Here is a 15815-nt window from a genome sequence, read left to right as displayed (position 1 = left end):
GGCAGGTCGATGCATCAGCGCGTCGGGTCCAGCATTCCATCGATTTCCTCCACCGGCACAGGCCTGCCAAACAGATAGCCCTGGAAGCCCTCGCAGCCATGCAGCCGAAGGAACCCCAGTTGCCCCGTCGTCTCCACCCCCTCGGCCACCACCTGCAGGTCCAGGCTCTTGGCCAGCGCCAGTATGGTGCGCACAATGGCCGCGTCGTTGGGGTCGCTCAGCACGTCGCGCACGAAGCTCTGGTCGATCTTGATCTGGTCCAGCGGCAGCCGCTTGAGGTAGGAGAGGGACGAGTAGCCGGTGCCGAAGTCATCCAGCGCAAAACCCACGCCTTCGGCCTTGAGCTGCTCCATGCGCACGATGGTGTCTTCGATGTCGCCCAGCAGCAGGCTTTCGGTGAGTTCGAGCTTGAGCAGCTGGGGCTTGGCCTGGCAGTCTTTCAGGGTGCCCAGCACTTCGGCGACGAAGCCCGGCTGCCGGAACTGGCGCGCGCTGACGTTCACCGAGATGGACAGGTGGGCGGTGGTGGGCGATTGGCTCCAGCGCTGCAGTTGGCGGCAGGCGGTCTCCAGCACGTACTGGCCCAAGGGGAGGATGAGGCCGGTCTGTTCGGCCAGGGGGATGAAGTCGCCGGGGCTGATCATGCCGCGCTGGGGGTGGCGCCAGCGCACCAGGGCTTCGGCTCCCACCAGGCGGGCCTGGTGGTCGACGACGGGCTGGTAGTGCACGAGCAGTTCGTTCCTGGCCAGGCCCTGGCGCAGGTCGGCTTCCAGGTTGGAGCGGGCGTTGACGGCGGCCTGCATGTCCGGGTCGAAGAAGCGCTGGGTGTTGCGCCCGGCGGCCTTGGCCTGGTACATGGCCAGGTCGGCGCGTTTGAGGAGTTCGTCCACCGACAGGCGTTCGTCGCCAAACAGGGTGATGCCGATGCTGGGGGTGCTGTAGTGCTGCTGGCCTCCGAGGGCAAAGGGCTGGTTCAGGCTGGCCAGGAGTTTTTCTGCAACGGTTTCGGCCTGGGCGGCGGCGTCCTGCAGCTCGGGGTTCAGGTTGTCCAGCATGACGACGAATTCGTCGCCGCCAAAGCGCGCCACGGTGTCGGCTTCGCGCACGCTGCCCACCAGGCGGGTGGCGACCTGGGACAGCAGCTGGTCGCCCATGTCGTGGCCCAGGGTGTCGTTCAGGTCCTTGAAGTTATCCAGGTCGATGAACAGCAGGGCCCCGAGGTTCTTGCTGCGCTGGCAGGCGGCCAGCGAGCGTTGCAGCCGGTCCAGCAGCAGGCGCCGGTTAGGCAGTCCGGTGAGCGCGTCGTAGAACGCCAGGCGTTCGATCTCCTGCTCTGCGCGCTTGCGGTCGGTGATGTCCATGGTGAAGCCATGCGAGATCACCGAACCATCGGCCTCGCGGTGCGGCACGGCATTCGTCATGTGCCAGCGGATGCTGCCATCGGGCATGCGCACCCGGTACTCGCACTGCCAGGGCACGAGCTTGCGCACCGACTGCAGGGCCGAGCGCTGCAGGGCCTGCAGGTCCTCGGCCAGCACCCAGTTGGAGAGCACGCCATGGTCGGCCGTCACTTCGTGGGGCTCCACGCCCATGAAGTCGCGCACCGCATCGCTGATGTACTGGACGCTGGTGACGCCATCGAGGTGCAGGCGGTACTGGTAGATGAAACCCGGTATGCGGCTGGCGATGCGCTGGATGAACAGCAGTTGCTCGCGCAGTTGCTCGGCGGCGCGGCGCTCGTCGGTCACGTCCTGCACCACGCCCATGTCCACGCGCATGCCATCCTTGGCCGTGAGGCGGCGCACGCGCGAGCGCATCCAGCGGATCTCGCCATCCGGGCGCTTCCAGCGGTACTCGACATCGGCGCCGGTGCCGCGCTCGCGCGCGGTCTCGAACACATGGCGGTCCTCGGCCAGGATGCCGCTGACCGCACGCTCGGGGCTCATCCACTCCTGCCGCTCCACACCGGCGATGTCGCACAGGCCGGGGGACCACAGCAGCACTGTCTCGCCCGGGTCTTCGATGCGCCGCCAGTGCCCGGTCTGGGCCAGGCTTTCCATGGTGTTGAAGACATCGGTCTGCTCGCGCAGCTCGCGCCGCAGGTCCTGCAGCGCATGCTCGGAAGCGGCCAGCGCAGCGCGCAGGCCCTCGGCCTCGCTCGCATCGCGCACCGTGACGACGATGGAGCCGTTGTCGAGCCGGCGTGCCGACACGTCCCAGGCCACCAGCAGCCGCCCCGGCTCGCGCGCGACCTGGCGGCACTCGAGCAGCATGCCGGTGCGCGCCACCGTCTGCAGCTGGTCCACGAGGTTGGTGCCCGCCAGCAGGTCGAAGACATCGACCGCATCGGCACCACTGACGCGCACGCCCCCCAGGCCCGGCATGCGCCGGGCAGCGGAGTTGGCTGCGCGCAGCAGCAGTCGCCCATCCTGCGGACGGAATTCCATCAGTGCCACAGGCACGGCGTCGAGCAGGGCCTGCAGGCGAACCTGCGCCGAAGACTCCACAAAGTCCTCGCTGGCACCCGCAAACAGATCGGTCAGGAGTTCGGCAGAAATCACAGTCGCTCTGAAACCTCTCACAAACGATGGGCCGCACATAGTCATGGCGGCGGCAGCCACCAATGTACACCGCAAAGTATGTCAAAACGTAACAACCCTGGGTCACCCATTTGGGCAGGGGAATACCCGATGGCACAGGCGCATGTTCCCACGTTCTGCCGCCATGGCGCGCTTATTTGTGTGCTGGCCGGCATGCACCCAGGCCGGTGCCCGGCAGCGGGGGGCGAGCCTCCCCCGCGCCACCGGCGCCCTCTGAAGCCCCTTTCGCGCCCCGCTGGCGCCACTTCGTCGCACGCCGCTGGCGGCACGGCCAGGGCCTTCCTAGAGTGCGGGCACTGGAGACGCGGTGTCTCCATCCACCCTGGAGAACTGCACATGACGATGGCTTTCGCCCCTTTGGCCACCCCCTTCCTCCCCCGCACGGCACGCGCCCTGGCCCTGGCCGGCGCATGCCTGGCCCTGGGCAACGCACACGCGCTGGACCTTACCGTGGAGGTGAAGAACACCAAGGCGGACAAGGGGCCGGTGCTGGGCGCGGTCTATGGGTCTACCGACGGCTGGCTCCAGTTCAGCAAGGCGGTGCAGAGCGGGATGGCCCCCGTGTCGGGCGACAACGCCGTGATGGTGCTGCGCGACCTGCCCGCAGGCAGCTATGCGCTGTCGATCTACCAGGACGAAAACGGCAACGGCAAGCTCGACACCAATCTGGTCGGCATCCCCCAGGAGCGCACCGGCTTCAGCCGCGACGCCCGGGGCAACATGGGCCCGCCCCGCTTCCAGGATGCGGCCGTGGATCTGCAGCAGGACACCACCATCACCATCCAGCTGCGTTGACTGCACCGCGCACAAGGAGCATGCACATGGACCGCCGCCTCTTTTGCCAATCCCTGGCCTTGGGAACCGCCGGCAGCGCACTGACCGCTCTGCCTTTTGCTGCACACGCCGGCGGAGCCGAGGACGGGTCCACGCTGAGTGCCTTCAACGAGCAGCGCAGCCGCGCACCCTGGACCCTGGGCTTCGAGGGCCTGCAGGCCGACCTCGCGCCCCAGCCCATGCAGTTGCGCGGCAAGCTGCCCCGGGACCTGCGCGGCACCCTGCTGCGCAACGGCCCGGCGCAGCACAGCCTGGGCACTGTGCGCTACCAGCACTGGTTCGACGGCGACGGGATGATCCAGCAGTACCGCTTTGGCGACCAGGGCCTCACGCACCAGGGGCGCTTTCTGCGCACGCAGAAGTTTGTCGCCGAGAACGCCGCCGGGCGCCGCCTGCTGCACAGCTTCGGCACCGAGGTGGCCGGGGCCAGCCCCATGCCGACGGCCGACGCGGGCAACGTCGCCAACACCAGCGTGGTACACCACGCGGGCGAGACCCTGGCCCTGTGGGAAGGCGGATCGGCCACGCTGTTCGATGCCCGCACGCTGGAAACCGGCGGCCTCAAGACCTGGACACCGGAACACGCGGGCATGCCCTTTTCGGCCCACCCCAAGATCGGCGCCGACGGCAGCCTGTGGAATTTCGGCGTGAGCAGCGCCCATGGGCTGCTGTCGATCTACCAGGTCTCGGCCCGGGGGCAGGTGCGCACCGCCACGCTCAAGGTGCCGAACATGGCCATGGTGCATGACTTCGCGGTGACCGAGCAGCACCTGGTGTTCCTGCTGCCCCCGCTGATATTCGATGCGGACCGGGCCCATGCGGGCAGCACCTTCATGGACAGCCACGTCTGGAGGCCGGAACTGGGCATGCGGGCACTGGTACTGCACAAGGACCGGCTCGACCAACCGCAATGGATGGAGCTGCCCGCCGGCTTCCTGTTCCATACCGGCAACGCCTGGGAAGACGGCAAGGGCGTCATCCACCTGGACTACGTCCGCACGGAGGATGCCTCGGGTGTGGTCCAGGGCTTCCGCGCGCTGATGCGTGGGCAATTCGAGGGTGAGCCTTCGCATGCCGTGGCGCGGGTCGCACTCGACACGCGCAGCGGTCGCGCGCGGCAGAGCCTGCAGGCGCACCATGCCGAATTCCCGCGCATCGACCCGCGCTTCGTCGGCCGCCGGCACAGAGAGCTCTTCATGGCCGAGCGCGTGGCCGTGTCGAACCGCCCAGGTTTCGACTGCGTGGCGCGGCTGAACGTAGACACCGGCAAGGTGGACCGCTACCGCTACGGCGACGACGTGATGGTCGAAGAGCATGTGTTCATCCCCGCCCGCAGCGCCAGCGCCAAGGAGGGCGAGGGCTGGCTGGTGGGCACGGCGCTGGACCTGCTCCGCCGACGCACGCTGCTCTCGGTGTTCGACGCGCGCCGGCTGGCCCAGGGACCGCTGGCCCAGGGCAGCATGGACCGGGTGGTGCCACTGGGCTTTCACGGGACTTTCATCCCGGCCTAGGGTGCAGCAATCGAACGCGACACCAGCGGTTTGCGTTCGATCGCGGCGCTCAGCGTTTGGCTCCTTGCGCAACGGCGCTGCCAGCGGCAGGCTGGCGGGCCAGTTCGATGAAGGCCCTCACGTAGTCGATGGCGGTATCCGCCTCGCGTGCCCCCAGGAAGATCTGCTTGGCGATGCCGCGCGCGCCCAGCCGCACGGGCACCACGTCCATCTTGGCCGCGTACTCCTCGACCAGCCAGCGCGGCAGCGCGGCCACACCGCGGCCGCTGGCCACCATCTGCAGCATGATGTCGGTGGTTTCGATCGCCTTGTGGCGCCTGGGCGTTACGCCGGCGGGCAACAGGAACTGGTTGTAGATGTCCAGGCGCTCGATGTCCACGGGGTAGCTGATGAGCACCTCCTGGGTCAGTTGCTGTGGCTTCACGTAGGCCGCCGAGGCCAGGGCATGGCCCCGGGCCACGACGAGCACCTGCTCGTAGTCGAACACGGGCTCGAACTTCAGCCCGGGCTTGAACAGCGGGTCGGGCGTGACCAGGAGGTCGATCTCGTAGCCGAAGAGCGCGCCGATCCCGCCGAACTGGAATTTCTGCTTCACGTCCACATCCACGTCGGGCCATGCGGCCAGGTAGGGTGACACCACCTTGAGCAGCCACTGGTAGCAGGGGTGGCATTCCATGCCGATGCGCAGCGCACCGCGCTCGCCCTGCGCGAACTGACCCAGGCGCTCCTCGGCCAGGTCCAGTTGCGGCAGCACCCGGTTGGCCACCGCCAGCAGGTACTGGCCCGCCTGCGTCAGGCGCAGGCTTCGACCTTCGCGCAGCCAGACATCGGTGCCCAGTTGCTGCTCCAGCTTTTTCATGCTGTGGCTCAGGGCCGACTGGGTCAGGTTCAGCACGCCTGCGGCGGCCGTCAACGAGCCTTGCTTCTCGACCTGCTGGACGATGGCGAGGTGGATGCGCTCAAGCATTCAGATGATCCAATTTCATGGATTTATGAAATAAGACCATTTTACTTCATGACCAACCCCCACTAGCATCCACCCCATGAGAGCAAACATTGCACATCCACTGCGTATCGTCGCTGTTTCCGGCGGGCTGCAACGCCCCTCCAGGGCGGCAACCCTGGCAGGGCATCTGCTGGACCTGATCGCCGACGAACTCCCGTGCGAACAGCGCCTGGTCGAACTGGGCCAGCTCGCACCGCAGTGGGCCGGCGCGGTCTGGCGCTCGCAACTGCCCGACACGGTGGAGCGGGAACTGGCAGCGGTCGAACAGGCTGACGTTCTCGTGGTCGCAACACCGGTCTACCGCGGCTCGTACACGGGGCTGTTCAAGCACTTCTTCGACTTCATTCACCAGGACGCCCTGGTCGACAAGCCGGTCTTGCTGGCGGCCACCGGCGGCAGCGAGCGCCATGCCCTGGTGATCGACCACCAGCTGCGGCCGCTGTTCAGCTTCTTCCAGGCACGCACCCTGCCGCTGGGCGTCTACGCGACGGACCCCGATTTCGCCGACTACCGCCTGCAGAACGAGGCCCTGATCGAGCGCGCCCGGCTAGCGGTCCAACGGGCATTGCCCTTGGTCGAATTGGCACGCCACGCCCGGCCCTCACGGGCCGAGAACGTGGTTGTGGCCTGAAACAGGAACCGCCTTCTCTCCCACATCAGCCCACCCGATCGCCATGCACCAAGAACCTGCCTTTCACCTCAAGAGCATCTGTTTCGATGAAAACTACCAGCCATCGGACAGCACGCGCATCACCACCAACTTTGCCAACCTGGCCCGCGGAACAAGCCGGCAACAGAACCTGCGCAACACGCTGAGGATGATCGACAACCGCTTCAATGACCTGGCGCATTGGGACAATCCGACGGGAGACCGCTACGCGGTCGAGCTTGAGATCATCTCCGTCGAGATGAGCATTGGCGCCAAGGGCAGCAGTGCTGCGTTTCCGCTGATCGAGATACTGAAACCCTGCATCCTCGACAAGAAAACGAACAAGCGCATCGACGGCATCGCGGGGAACAATTTCTCCTCCTACGTGCGCGACTACGACTTCAGCGTGGTGCTGCCGCAATACAACGCCCATCGCGCGGAATTCGGCACGCCGGAGGATTTTGGCGACCTGCATGGCAAGCTGTTCCAGCAGTTTGCCAAATCAGGCCTGTACAAGGAGCGTTTCGGCAAGCCGCCTGTCATCTGCATCAGCGCCTCGACCAGCAAGACCTACCAGCGGACCGGCAACCAGCACCCGGTGCTGGGTGTCGAGTACCAGCAGAATGAACTGTCCTCAACCGACCAGTACTTTGCCAAAATGGGGATGCAGGTGCGATTCTTCATGCCGCCGAATGGCGTTGCGCCATTGGCTTTCTACTTTTTTGGCGACCTGCTGGGCGAATACACGAATCTTGAGCTGATCGGCACCATCAGCACCATGGAAACCTTCCAGAAGATCTATCGCCCCGAAATCTACAACGCCAATTGCGCCGCAGGCAAACTCTACCAACCGAGCCTGAAGAACCAGGACTACTCATCGACCCAGATTGTCTACGACCGCGAAGAACGCAGCCAGCTGGCTGTCACGCAGGGGAAATTTGCAGAAGAGCACTTCATCAAGCCGTACAGGAACGTTCTTGAACAATGGGTTGCCACCTGCGCGATCTGAGCGCGCGATCTGGTACCACGGCATAGCCCACCCATCGGGCACAACGGTCTGAGCATATGCTCACCCAACCCATCTTTGCTTTAAAGGAATTCTCAGATGTTTGAAACCTCCATCGCCGGCAGCCTGCCCAAGCCCGCCTGGCTGGCCGAAACCAACAAGCTCTGGCCCCAGTGGATGGCTGAAGGCGATGCGCTGCGCCAGGCCAAGGCCGACGCGACCCTGCTGTGGATCAAGGCCCAGGAAGATGCGGGCCTGGACATCGTGGGCGACGGTGAGCAATCGCGCCAGCATTTCGTGCACGGCTTCCTGGAGCAGGTCGAGGGCATCGACTTCGAGCACAAGGTGAAGATGGGTATCCGCGACAACCGCTACGACGCGATGGTGCCGCAGGTGGTTTCGGCCCTGCGCCTGAAGGGCCGCGTGCATGCCTTCGAGGCACAGCTGGCGCGCGCCCACACGAAGAAGAAGCTGAAATTCACCCTGCCCGGCCCCATGACCATCGTCGACACCGTGGCCGACCGCTTCTACGGCGACAAGGTCAAGATGGCCTTCGCCTTCGCCGAACTGCTCAACCAGGAAGCGCTCGCACTGCAGGCCGATGGCGTGGACATCATCCAGTTCGACGAGCCCGCGTTCAACGTCTACATGAAGGATGCCGCCGACTGGGGCGTGCAGGCACTCGAGCGTGCGGCACAGGGCCTGACGTGTACGACGGCGGTACACATCTGCTACGGCTACGGCATCAAGGCCAATACCGACTGGAAGAGCACCCTGGGCGACGAATGGCGCCAGTATGAAACGGTGTTCCCTGCCCTTGCCAAGAGCAGCATCGACCAGGTGAGCCTGGAATGCATCCACTCCCACGTGCCGCCCGACCTGATGAAGCTGCTGGCCGGCAAGGACGTGATGGTCGGCGTGATCGATGTGGCCAGCGACGTGGTCGAGACCCCCGAGGAGGTGGCCGACACCATAGCCCGGGCGCTGCAGTTCGTGCCCAAGGAACGGCTGTTTCCATGCACGAATTGCGGTCTGGCACCGATGGGGCGGGATGTGGCATGGCGCAAGCTGCAAGCGCTGGCGGCAGGCACCCAGCTGGCCAAGGAGCGGCTTGCCGCGGCGTGACGCGCACCCGGTCAGTCATCCTGGCGCAGGCGGCCGCTGTTGATCGCAACGGCCGCAAGACAGCCCATGGGGCCGGTGGGTCCGCGGCCACAGAGTCCCATTGAGTCACCCACAAGCATCTCCCGCTGCGGCGGGCGTTCCGCCTTGCATTGCGCGGCGGCAACCGCCCATGGCTGGAAGGCGCGAAAGCAAGTGATCAACGACTTCTCCCTACCCAGGCCCCGGCACTCCAGGCAGGGCGACCTGGTGCGGCGGGCGAGAATACGGCCCCGCGCACTGCACCGCATTGCGCCAGAATTACCCCCAGCGCTGGCCTCCATGCCGCCAAGTCATTGATTTAAATGGATAAAGCAGACCTGTCCTCGCACACCCCCATGATGCAGCAGTACTTCACCCTGAAGGCTGCACACCCGGACACGCTCGTCTTCTACCGCATGGGCGACTTCTACGAGCTGTTCTATGCCGATGCCGAGAAGGCCGCGCGCCTCTTGGACATCACGCTGACCCAGCGCGGCCAGTCCGGGGGCCAGCCGGTGATCATGGCGGGCGTGCCCTTCCATGCCCTGGAGAACTACCTGGGCCGGCTGATCAAGATGGGCGAGTCGGTCGCCATCTGCGAGCAGGTGGGCGACGTGGCCACGGCCAAGGGGCCGGTGGAGCGCAAGGTGGTGCGCGTGGTCACGCCCGGCACGCTGACCGATACCGAGTTGCTTTCGGACAAGACCGAGTCCATGCTGCTGGCCCTGCACCAGGGCCCGCGCGGGCGCGCCGGCCTGGCTTGGCTGAGCGTGACCCAGGGCCGCGTGTACCTGGCCGAATGCGCGCAGGACGAGGTGGGCGCCTGGCTGGCGCGCGTGGCGCCCAGCGAGGTGATCTACAGCGCCGGTGTGACCGAGCGCTTCGAGCAGCAGTTGCAGGTGCTGCGCCAGGGCGGCGCCTTCACCTGCCCCATGGGCCCCCGGCCGGACTGGCAGTTCGACGCCACGCTGGGCGAGCGCAAGCTGCTCGAGCACCTGGGTGCGGCCAGCCTGCAGGCCTGGGGCGCGCAGGAGCTGACCCAGGCGCATGCGGCCGCCGCAGGCCTGCTGGCCTATGCCGAGCACACCCAGGGCCGCACCCTGACCCACGTACACAGCGTGCAGGTGCAGCGCGGCGACGACCTGATCGACCTGCCGGCCAGCACGCGGCGCAACCTGGAGATCACGCGAACCCTGCGCGGTGAGGATGCGCCCACCCTGTTCTCGCTGCTGGACACCTGCATGACCGGCATGGGCAGCCGCCTGCTCAAGGCCTGGCTGCTGGAGCCGCCACGCGAGCGCACGGCCGCGCGCCAGCGCCTGGCCGCCACCACCGCGCTGCGTGGCGCGGGCGGAGCCGGTGGCGGCGCCGGCCCCTGGGCCACGCTGCGCGGCGAACTCAAGGGCGTGAGCGACGTGGAGCGCATCACCGCACGCATCGCCCTGCGCCAAGTGCGCCCGCGCGAGCTGGTGGGCCTGTGCAAGACGCTGCACAAGGCGGCCCTGCTGGCGCGTGCCGGCCAGGCGGCCGAGCCCTACCTGGCGGAGATCTTCGAGCAGTTGCACCCACCGGTGGACTGCCCCGAGCTGCTGCAGCGCGCCATCACCGAAGAACCCGCCGCCCTGGTGCGCGACGGCGGCGTGATGGCCACGGGCTTCGACAGCGAGCTCGACGAGCTGCGCGCCATCCAGACCAACTGCGACGACTTTTTGCTCGACCTGGAGACGCGCGAGAAGGCCCGCACCGGCATCGCCAACCTGCGCGTGCAGTTCAACAAGGTACACGGCTTCTACATCGAGGTCACCAGCAGCAACCTGGACAAGGTGCCCGATGACTACCGCCGCCGCCAGACGCTGAAGAACGCCGAGCGCTTCATCACGCCCGAGCTCAAGACCTTCGAGGACAAGGCGCTGTCCGCCAACGAGCGTGCGCTGGCGCGCGAGAAATGGCTCTACGAGCAGGTGCTGGACCAGTTGCAGCCCCACGTGCCCGCCCTCACCCGCCTGGCCCAGGCGCTGGCCGCGCTGGATGTGCTGTGCGCGCTGGCCGAGCGCTCGCTCACGCTGAACTGGTGCGCCCCGCAGTTCGTGGCCGAGCCCTGCATCGAGATCGAGGACGGCCGCCACCCGGTGGTGGAGGCACGCCTGGCCGAGGTCTCGGCCGGCAGCTTCATCGCCAACCACACGCGGCTGAACGCCAACACGCGCATGCAGGTCATCACCGGCCCCAACATGGGTGGCAAGTCGACCTACATGCGCCAGGTGGCGCTCATCGTGCTGCTGGCCAGCATGGGCAGCCACGTGCCGGCCAGTGCCTGCCGCCTGGGGCCCATCGACGCCATCCACACGCGCATCGGCGCGGCGGACGACCTGGCCAATGCGCAATCGACCTTCATGCTGGAGATGACCGAGGCCGCGCAGATCCTGCACGCCGCCACGCCGCACAGCCTGGTGCTGATGGACGAGATCGGCCGTGGCACCAGCACCTTCGACGGCCTGGCCCTGGCCAGCGGCATCGCCACCCACCTGCACGACAGGACGCGCGCCTTCACGCTGTTCGCCACGCACTATTTCGAGCTGACCGAGCTGCCCGCCAAGGCGCGGCACGCGGTCAACATGCACGTGAGCGCGGCCGAGGCGGGGGCCGACATCGTCTTTCTGCACGAGATCCAGCCCGGCCCCGCGAGCCGCAGCTACGGGATCCAGGTGGCCAAGCTCGCGGGCGTGCCCGGTGCGGTGCTGAACCACGCGCGCCATGCGCTGGCCGCACTGGAAGAACGCGCGGGCGAGGACGAGTTGCAGGTGGACCTGTTCGCCGTGCCGGCCATGCCCGAGAGCGCGGGCGCCAGCCCGGTCGAGGCGCTGCTGGCCAGCATCCACCCCGACGCGCTGAGCCCGCGCGAGGCGCTCGACGCGCTCTACCAGCTCAAGAAGCTGGTGGGGTGACGGGAAACGTCACTCCAGCTTCAAGCCGATGTCCTTGATGAGCTGGCCCCAGCGCGCACGCTCCACCTTGGCGTAGGCGTTCATCTGCTCGGGCGTGCCGGGTACGGCCTCCACGCCCAGGGTCTGAAAGCGCGCCTTCACCGGGGTGGAGTTCAGGGCCTGCTGCAGGGCGGCGTTCAGGCGCTGCACCTCGGCTGCGGGCATGGAGGCGTTGACCGACAGGCCCTGCCAGGCAAAGGCCTCGAAGTCATGGAGGCCCTGCTCCACCAGCGTGGGCACCTCGGGCAGCGTGGCCATGCGTTTGGCGCTGGCCACCGCGATGGCGCGCAGGTTGCCGCCCGTGATGTTGGGCAGGCCGCCGGCCGATTCGACGAACATGAAGGGCACCTGGCCGCCCATGATGTCCTGGATGGCGGGCGTGACGCCGCGGTAGGGCACGTGCGTCATTTTGAGGCCCGTGCGCTGGCGCAGCAGCTCCATGGCCAGGTGGTGCGGCGTGCCGGCTCCCGGCGATGCGAAGTTCACGCCCTCCGGCTGCGCCTTGGCCCAGGCGACGAACTCCTGGAAGTTGCGCACCGGCAGCTTGGGCGAGACCACCAGGATCAGCGGAAAGCGCACCAGCATGCCCACGGAGGCGAGGTCCTTGTCCACGTTGTAGCTGAGCTTGCTGTACAGCCAGGGGTTGGTGGCCAGCACCGCGTAATCGCCCGTGAGCAGCAGGTTGCCGGGGGTGGACGAGCGCGCCACGTAGTCGGCTGCGATGTTGTGCGCCGCGCCGGGCTTGTTGACCACCACGATGGTCTGGCCGAGCGTCTTGCCCATCTGGTCGGCCACGGTGCGGGCCACGATGTCGGTGCCACCCCCGGGGGACATGCCCACCACCCATTCGAGCGGGCGGCGCTCCTGGGCGCCGGCGCCCGGGGACAGGCAGGTGATGGCGAGCGCGGCGGCGGCGCACAGGGTCGAGCGGCGGTTGGGATGGGTCGTTGGCATGGCTTGTCTCCTCACGGGTGGTTGGCTGTAAAGGCGCTGGTCAAGTTAATTAATTAACTAGCTCACTGGCTAAATTGGAGTGGTGGCAATGGACTGGAATGCGGCGCACTCAGTACGGGCTTGCCACGCCCGGCACGGCCTGGATGGCCGGGCGACCGGCAAAGTGGCCAGCCAGCTCGGTCGCGGCGCGCACCAGCAGCGTGGTATCCACCCCCACCGCAACGAACAGCGCCCCGGCGTCGAGGTAGGTCTGCGCCAGTGCCCGGTCGGCCATCAGGATGCCAGCGGCCTTGCCGGCGCGGCGCACGGTGGCGATGCCGTCCAGAATGGCGCGCTGCACCTCGGGGTGCCCGTGCTGGCCGCGGTGGCCCATGGCGGCCGACAGGTCGGCCGGACCGAAGAACACGCCGTCCACGCCCTCGGTCTCGGCAATCGCCTGCAGGTTCTGCAAGGCCAGCGGTGTCTCGGCCTGCACCAGCAGGCACATCTCGTCGTTGGCGCGGTTCAGGTAGTCCCCCACCTGGTTCCAGCGCGAGGCGCGGGCCAGCGCCGCCCCCATGCCGCGCATGCCCTCGGGCGCATAGCGCATGGCGCGCACCATCAGCGCGGCGTGCTCGGGCGTATCGACCATGGGGATGAGCAGGGTCTGCGCGCCCACGTCCAGGTACTGCTTGACCAGGGCCACATCGCCCTGCACCGGGCGCACCACGGGCTGCACCGGGTACGGGGCCACGGCACGCAGCTGGTCGAGCACGGTGCGCACGTCGTTGGGCGCGTGCTCGCCATCGAGCAGCAGCCAGTCGAAGCCGCAGCCGGCCAGGGCCTCGGCGGCGTTGGCGTCGGCCAGGCCGACCCACAGGCCGATCTGCGGGCGGCCTGCGCGCAGCGCGTTGCGGAAATGGTTCTCGGGGATCTGCTGCATGGCGTGCCCCTCACACGAATCGGAACGAGACCGAACCCAAAGGCCCGTAGTCCCCATGGAAGTTGTCCCCCCGCACTGCCGCCACGGGCCGCGTGAAGGAGCCGGCCAACACCACATCACCGGCATTCAGTTGCTCGCCGTGCGGCGCGATCTTGTTCGCCAGCCAGGCCACGCCCGTGGCCGGGTGGTTGAGCACGGCGGCGGCCAGGCCCGTCTCCTCAATCACACCGTTCTTGTGCAGCAGGGCCCCGACCCAGCGCAGGTCCACGTCCATGGGCTTCACGGGCCGGCCGCCAAGCACGATGCCGGCATTGGCGGCAAAGTCGGAGATGGTGTCGAACACCTTGCGCATGGCCCGGGTGTCGCGGTCGAACTGCTCGATGCGCGCATCGATGATCTCGATGGCGGGCACCACGTAGTCGGTGGCCGAGAGCACGTCGAACAGCGTCACGCCCGGGCCCTTGAGCGGCCGGGCCAGGAGAAAGGCCAGCTCCACCTCCACGCGCGGGGCGATGAAGCGCTCGAAAGGGATGTCACCGCCGGCGTCGAAGAACATGTCGTCCATCAGCGGCGCGTAGTCGGGCTCGGTGATCTGGCTGGCCTGCTGCATGGCGCGCGAGGTCAGGCCGATCTTGCGGCCCTTGATGGTGCGGCCGTCGGCCTGCTCCAGTTTCACCCACTCGCGCTGGATGGCATAGCCGTCCTCGATGGTCATGCCGGGATGCTGGGTGGAAAAGTGGCGCAGCTGCGTGCGCTGCTTGCGCGCCTGGTAGAGCTGTTGCGCCAGGGCGGTGATGGTGTCGTTGGAAAGCATGGGGGTCACACGCCCAGCACGGGCTTGTTGAACAGGGGATGAAGGGAACTGTGCCTGGCGTCGAACACCTCGGGCCCTTCGTCGATCTGCAGGGTGACGCCGATGGGGCGCGAGGCCAGCAGCGGTGCGAAGTGCGCCTGCGCCACGGCAGACAGGGCCTGGCCCACGGCCTGGTGCGTGGCGGCGCTACGGCCGCGCCCCATGCGCAGGTTGAGGTACACGAAGCCGTAGCCCGGGGAAGGGCCACCGGCCGGCTCTGCCTCGCCATCGTCGGCCACCGCATGGTGCGCGGCCGGGTAGGCCAGCACGCGGATGCCGCCGGTGGGGAAGACCGGCTTGCCCGCCTCGTCCACCTGCTGGCGCATGGCGCCTGCCAGGGCGCGGCACAGCGCGCTCATGTCGCTGCCGCCCTGTGCCACGGGCCGGTCCAGGTCGGGGGTGTAGAGGATCACCAGGTGGGGCATGGCGCGCTCCTCACAGCCGGCTGGCCGATGGCTGCTGCCCCGAGGCCTGCGGCCCGGGCACCGCCCCACCCGTCTGCGGCGTGACCGGGAACACGGCATTGATCTGCCCCGTGCCCGAGGCGCCGAAATACGGCGTGAGCACCTCGGCCCGGCCCGCATAGTCCGACCAGCCGAGCGCGCCGATGAGCATGGCGGTGTCGTGCATGAAGCCCTCGCCATGGCCCTTGGCTGCGTACTCGGGCAGCATGGCGCAGAAGGTGGCCCAGTCGCCCGCCTCCCACATCTGGACCACGCGGTGGTCCAGCGTTTCGAGGAACGGGCTCCAGATCTTCGTGGCGAAGTCGGGGGCGGTGCCGTTCTGCGCGAAACGGTGGCTCAGGCTGCCGCTGGCCAGGATGGCCACGGTGCCCTCGTACTGCTCCTCGATGGCCTGGCGCATGGCCCAGCCCAGGCGGGCGCTGTCGTTGAGGTAATGCACCTGGCACAGGGCCGAGACCGAAACCACCTTGAAGCGCTGGTCGGCATTCATGTAGCGCATGGGCACCAGGGTGCCGTACTCGGGCGCCAGCGTGGTCGCAGGGTGGGCCAGGGTCTCCACGCCCTGCGCGCAGCAGGCCTGGGCCAGCAGTTGGCCCAATGCGGGGTTGCCCGGGAAGGCATAGGGCAGGTTGCTGATGAAGTGCGGCAGCTCGTTGCTGGTGTACACGCCCTCGAAGCGCGGTGCGCAGTTGATGTGGTAGCCCGCATTCACCAGCCAGTGCGTGTCGAACACGACGATGGTGTCCACGCCCAGTTCGCGGCAGCGCCGGCCGATCTCCACATGGCCGTCGATGGCGGCCTGGCGAAAGCCCTTGCGCGGGCCATCGAGCTCGCTCAGGTACATGGACGGCACATGCGTGATCTTGGCCGCCAGTGCGAGTGTGCCCAT

Annotated in this window: 13 protein-coding genes; 6 read left to right on the top strand and 7 right to left on the bottom strand. The window is 67.5% G+C overall.

Annotated features, from left to right (window positions below; translation table 11 throughout):
* Nucleotides 1-14 precede the first annotated feature (14 nt).
* Nucleotides 15-2561, bottom strand: a complete 2547-nt coding sequence (locus tag AC0IZS_RS17065) for a sensor domain-containing protein (RefSeq protein WP_471636690.1) — start codon at nucleotides 2559-2561, stop codon at nucleotides 15-17.
* A gap of 375 nt (nucleotides 2562-2936) precedes the next feature.
* Here AC0IZS_RS17065 and AC0IZS_RS17060 point away from each other — a divergent pair, with 375 nt between their 5' ends.
* Both AC0IZS_RS17060 and AC0IZS_RS17055 read left to right on the top strand, forming a co-directional pair.
* Entirely contained in the window at nucleotides 2937-3395 is a 459-nt protein-coding gene (locus tag AC0IZS_RS17060) for a DUF2141 domain-containing protein (RefSeq protein WP_471636689.1), read from the top strand.
* 26 nt (nucleotides 3396-3421) lie between these two features.
* Nucleotides 3422-4945, top strand: a complete 1524-nt coding sequence (locus AC0IZS_RS17055; protein ID WP_471636688.1) for a carotenoid oxygenase family protein — start codon at nucleotides 3422-3424, stop codon at nucleotides 4943-4945.
* Between the two features lie 49 nt (nucleotides 4946-4994).
* Here the strand turns inward: AC0IZS_RS17055 and AC0IZS_RS17050 are convergent, their stop codons facing one another.
* A complete protein-coding gene (locus tag AC0IZS_RS17050) occupies nucleotides 4995-5912 on the bottom strand; it encodes a LysR family transcriptional regulator (protein WP_471636687.1) in 918 nt (305 codons plus the stop codon).
* A gap of 88 nt (nucleotides 5913-6000) precedes the next feature.
* Between AC0IZS_RS17050 and msuE the strand changes: the two genes are divergently transcribed.
* From msuE to mutS, 4 genes are all read left to right on the top strand, one after another.
* Nucleotides 6001-6582, top strand: coding sequence for an FMN reductase (gene msuE, locus AC0IZS_RS17045; RefSeq protein ID WP_471639542.1), 582 nt, complete (start codon nucleotides 6001-6003; stop codon nucleotides 6580-6582).
* A gap of 43 nt (nucleotides 6583-6625) precedes the next feature.
* Nucleotides 6626-7609, top strand: coding sequence for a DUF1852 domain-containing protein (locus tag AC0IZS_RS17040; RefSeq protein WP_471636686.1), 984 nt, complete (start codon nucleotides 6626-6628; stop codon nucleotides 7607-7609).
* 96 nt (nucleotides 7610-7705) lie between these two features.
* Nucleotides 7706-8731: a methionine synthase gene (locus AC0IZS_RS17035; protein WP_471636685.1), complete on the top strand. Its 1026-nt coding sequence runs from the start codon at nucleotides 7706-7708 to the stop codon at nucleotides 8729-8731.
* A gap of 341 nt (nucleotides 8732-9072) precedes the next feature.
* Nucleotides 9073-11694, top strand: coding sequence for a DNA mismatch repair protein MutS (gene mutS / locus AC0IZS_RS17030; RefSeq protein ID WP_471636684.1), 2622 nt, complete (start codon nucleotides 9073-9075; stop codon nucleotides 11692-11694).
* A gap of 9 nt (nucleotides 11695-11703) precedes the next feature.
* On the opposite strand, the gene AC0IZS_RS17025 is transcribed toward mutS, so the two are convergent.
* The 5 genes from AC0IZS_RS17025 to hpaD all read right to left on the bottom strand — a co-directional run bounded on the left by AC0IZS_RS17025 (nucleotide 11704) and on the right by hpaD (nucleotide 15815).
* Nucleotides 11704-12687: a Bug family tripartite tricarboxylate transporter substrate binding protein gene (locus tag AC0IZS_RS17025; protein ID WP_471636683.1), complete on the bottom strand. Its 984-nt coding sequence runs from the start codon at nucleotides 12685-12687 to the stop codon at nucleotides 11704-11706.
* A 109-nt stretch (nucleotides 12688-12796) separates the two neighbouring features.
* A complete protein-coding gene (hpaI, locus tag AC0IZS_RS17020; protein ID WP_471636682.1) occupies nucleotides 12797-13609 on the bottom strand; it encodes a 4-hydroxy-2-oxoheptanedioate aldolase in 813 nt (270 codons plus the stop codon).
* Between the two features lie 10 nt (nucleotides 13610-13619).
* The gene (gene hpaH / locus AC0IZS_RS17015; protein ID WP_471636681.1) at nucleotides 13620-14423 is read right to left on the bottom strand and encodes a 2-oxo-hept-4-ene-1,7-dioate hydratase; all 804 of its coding nucleotides are present in this window, start codon (nucleotides 14421-14423) and stop codon (nucleotides 13620-13622) included.
* A gap of 5 nt (nucleotides 14424-14428) precedes the next feature.
* Nucleotides 14429-14887, bottom strand: a complete 459-nt coding sequence (locus AC0IZS_RS17010) for a 5-carboxymethyl-2-hydroxymuconate isomerase (RefSeq protein WP_471636680.1) — start codon at nucleotides 14885-14887, stop codon at nucleotides 14429-14431.
* Nucleotides 14888-14897: 10 nt separating this feature from the next.
* The gene (gene hpaD, locus AC0IZS_RS17005) at nucleotides 14898-15815 is read right to left on the bottom strand and encodes a 3,4-dihydroxyphenylacetate 2,3-dioxygenase (protein ID WP_471636679.1); all 918 of its coding nucleotides are present in this window, start codon (nucleotides 15813-15815) and stop codon (nucleotides 14898-14900) included.

It is taken from the genome of Acidovorax sp. AC410 (assembly GCF_979253235.1).
The sequence above is the reverse complement of the archived record's forward strand: the minus strand, read 5'-3'. Positions and strand labels throughout refer to the sequence as shown.

Coding starts and splice junctions, on each gene's coding strand:
- AC0IZS_RS17040 (WP_471636686.1), top strand. CDS start 6,626: ATGCACCAAGAACCTGCCTTTCACCTCAAGAGCATCTGTTTCGATGAA.
- AC0IZS_RS17055 (WP_471636688.1), top strand. CDS start 3,422: ATGGACCGCCGCCTCTTTTGCCAATCCCTGGCCTTGGGAACCGCCGGC.
- AC0IZS_RS17035 (WP_471636685.1), top strand. CDS start 7,706: ATGTTTGAAACCTCCATCGCCGGCAGCCTGCCCAAGCCCGCCTGGCTG.
- hpaD (WP_471636679.1), bottom strand. CDS start 15,815: ATGGGCACACTCGCACTGGCGGCCAAGATCACGCATGTGCCGTCCATG.
- mutS (WP_471636684.1), top strand. CDS start 9,073: ATGGATAAAGCAGACCTGTCCTCGCACACCCCCATGATGCAGCAGTAC.
- hpaH (WP_471636681.1), bottom strand. CDS start 14,423: ATGCTTTCCAACGACACCATCACCGCCCTGGCGCAACAGCTCTACCAG.
- AC0IZS_RS17060 (WP_471636689.1), top strand. CDS start 2,937: ATGACGATGGCTTTCGCCCCTTTGGCCACCCCCTTCCTCCCCCGCACG.
- AC0IZS_RS17010 (WP_471636680.1), bottom strand. CDS start 14,887: ATGCCCCACCTGGTGATCCTCTACACCCCCGACCTGGACCGGCCCGTG.
- hpaI (WP_471636682.1), bottom strand. CDS start 13,609: ATGCAGCAGATCCCCGAGAACCATTTCCGCAACGCGCTGCGCGCAGGC.
- AC0IZS_RS17025 (WP_471636683.1), bottom strand. CDS start 12,687: ATGCCAACGACCCATCCCAACCGCCGCTCGACCCTGTGCGCCGCCGCC.
- AC0IZS_RS17050 (WP_471636687.1), bottom strand. CDS start 5,912: ATGCTTGAGCGCATCCACCTCGCCATCGTCCAGCAGGTCGAGAAGCAA.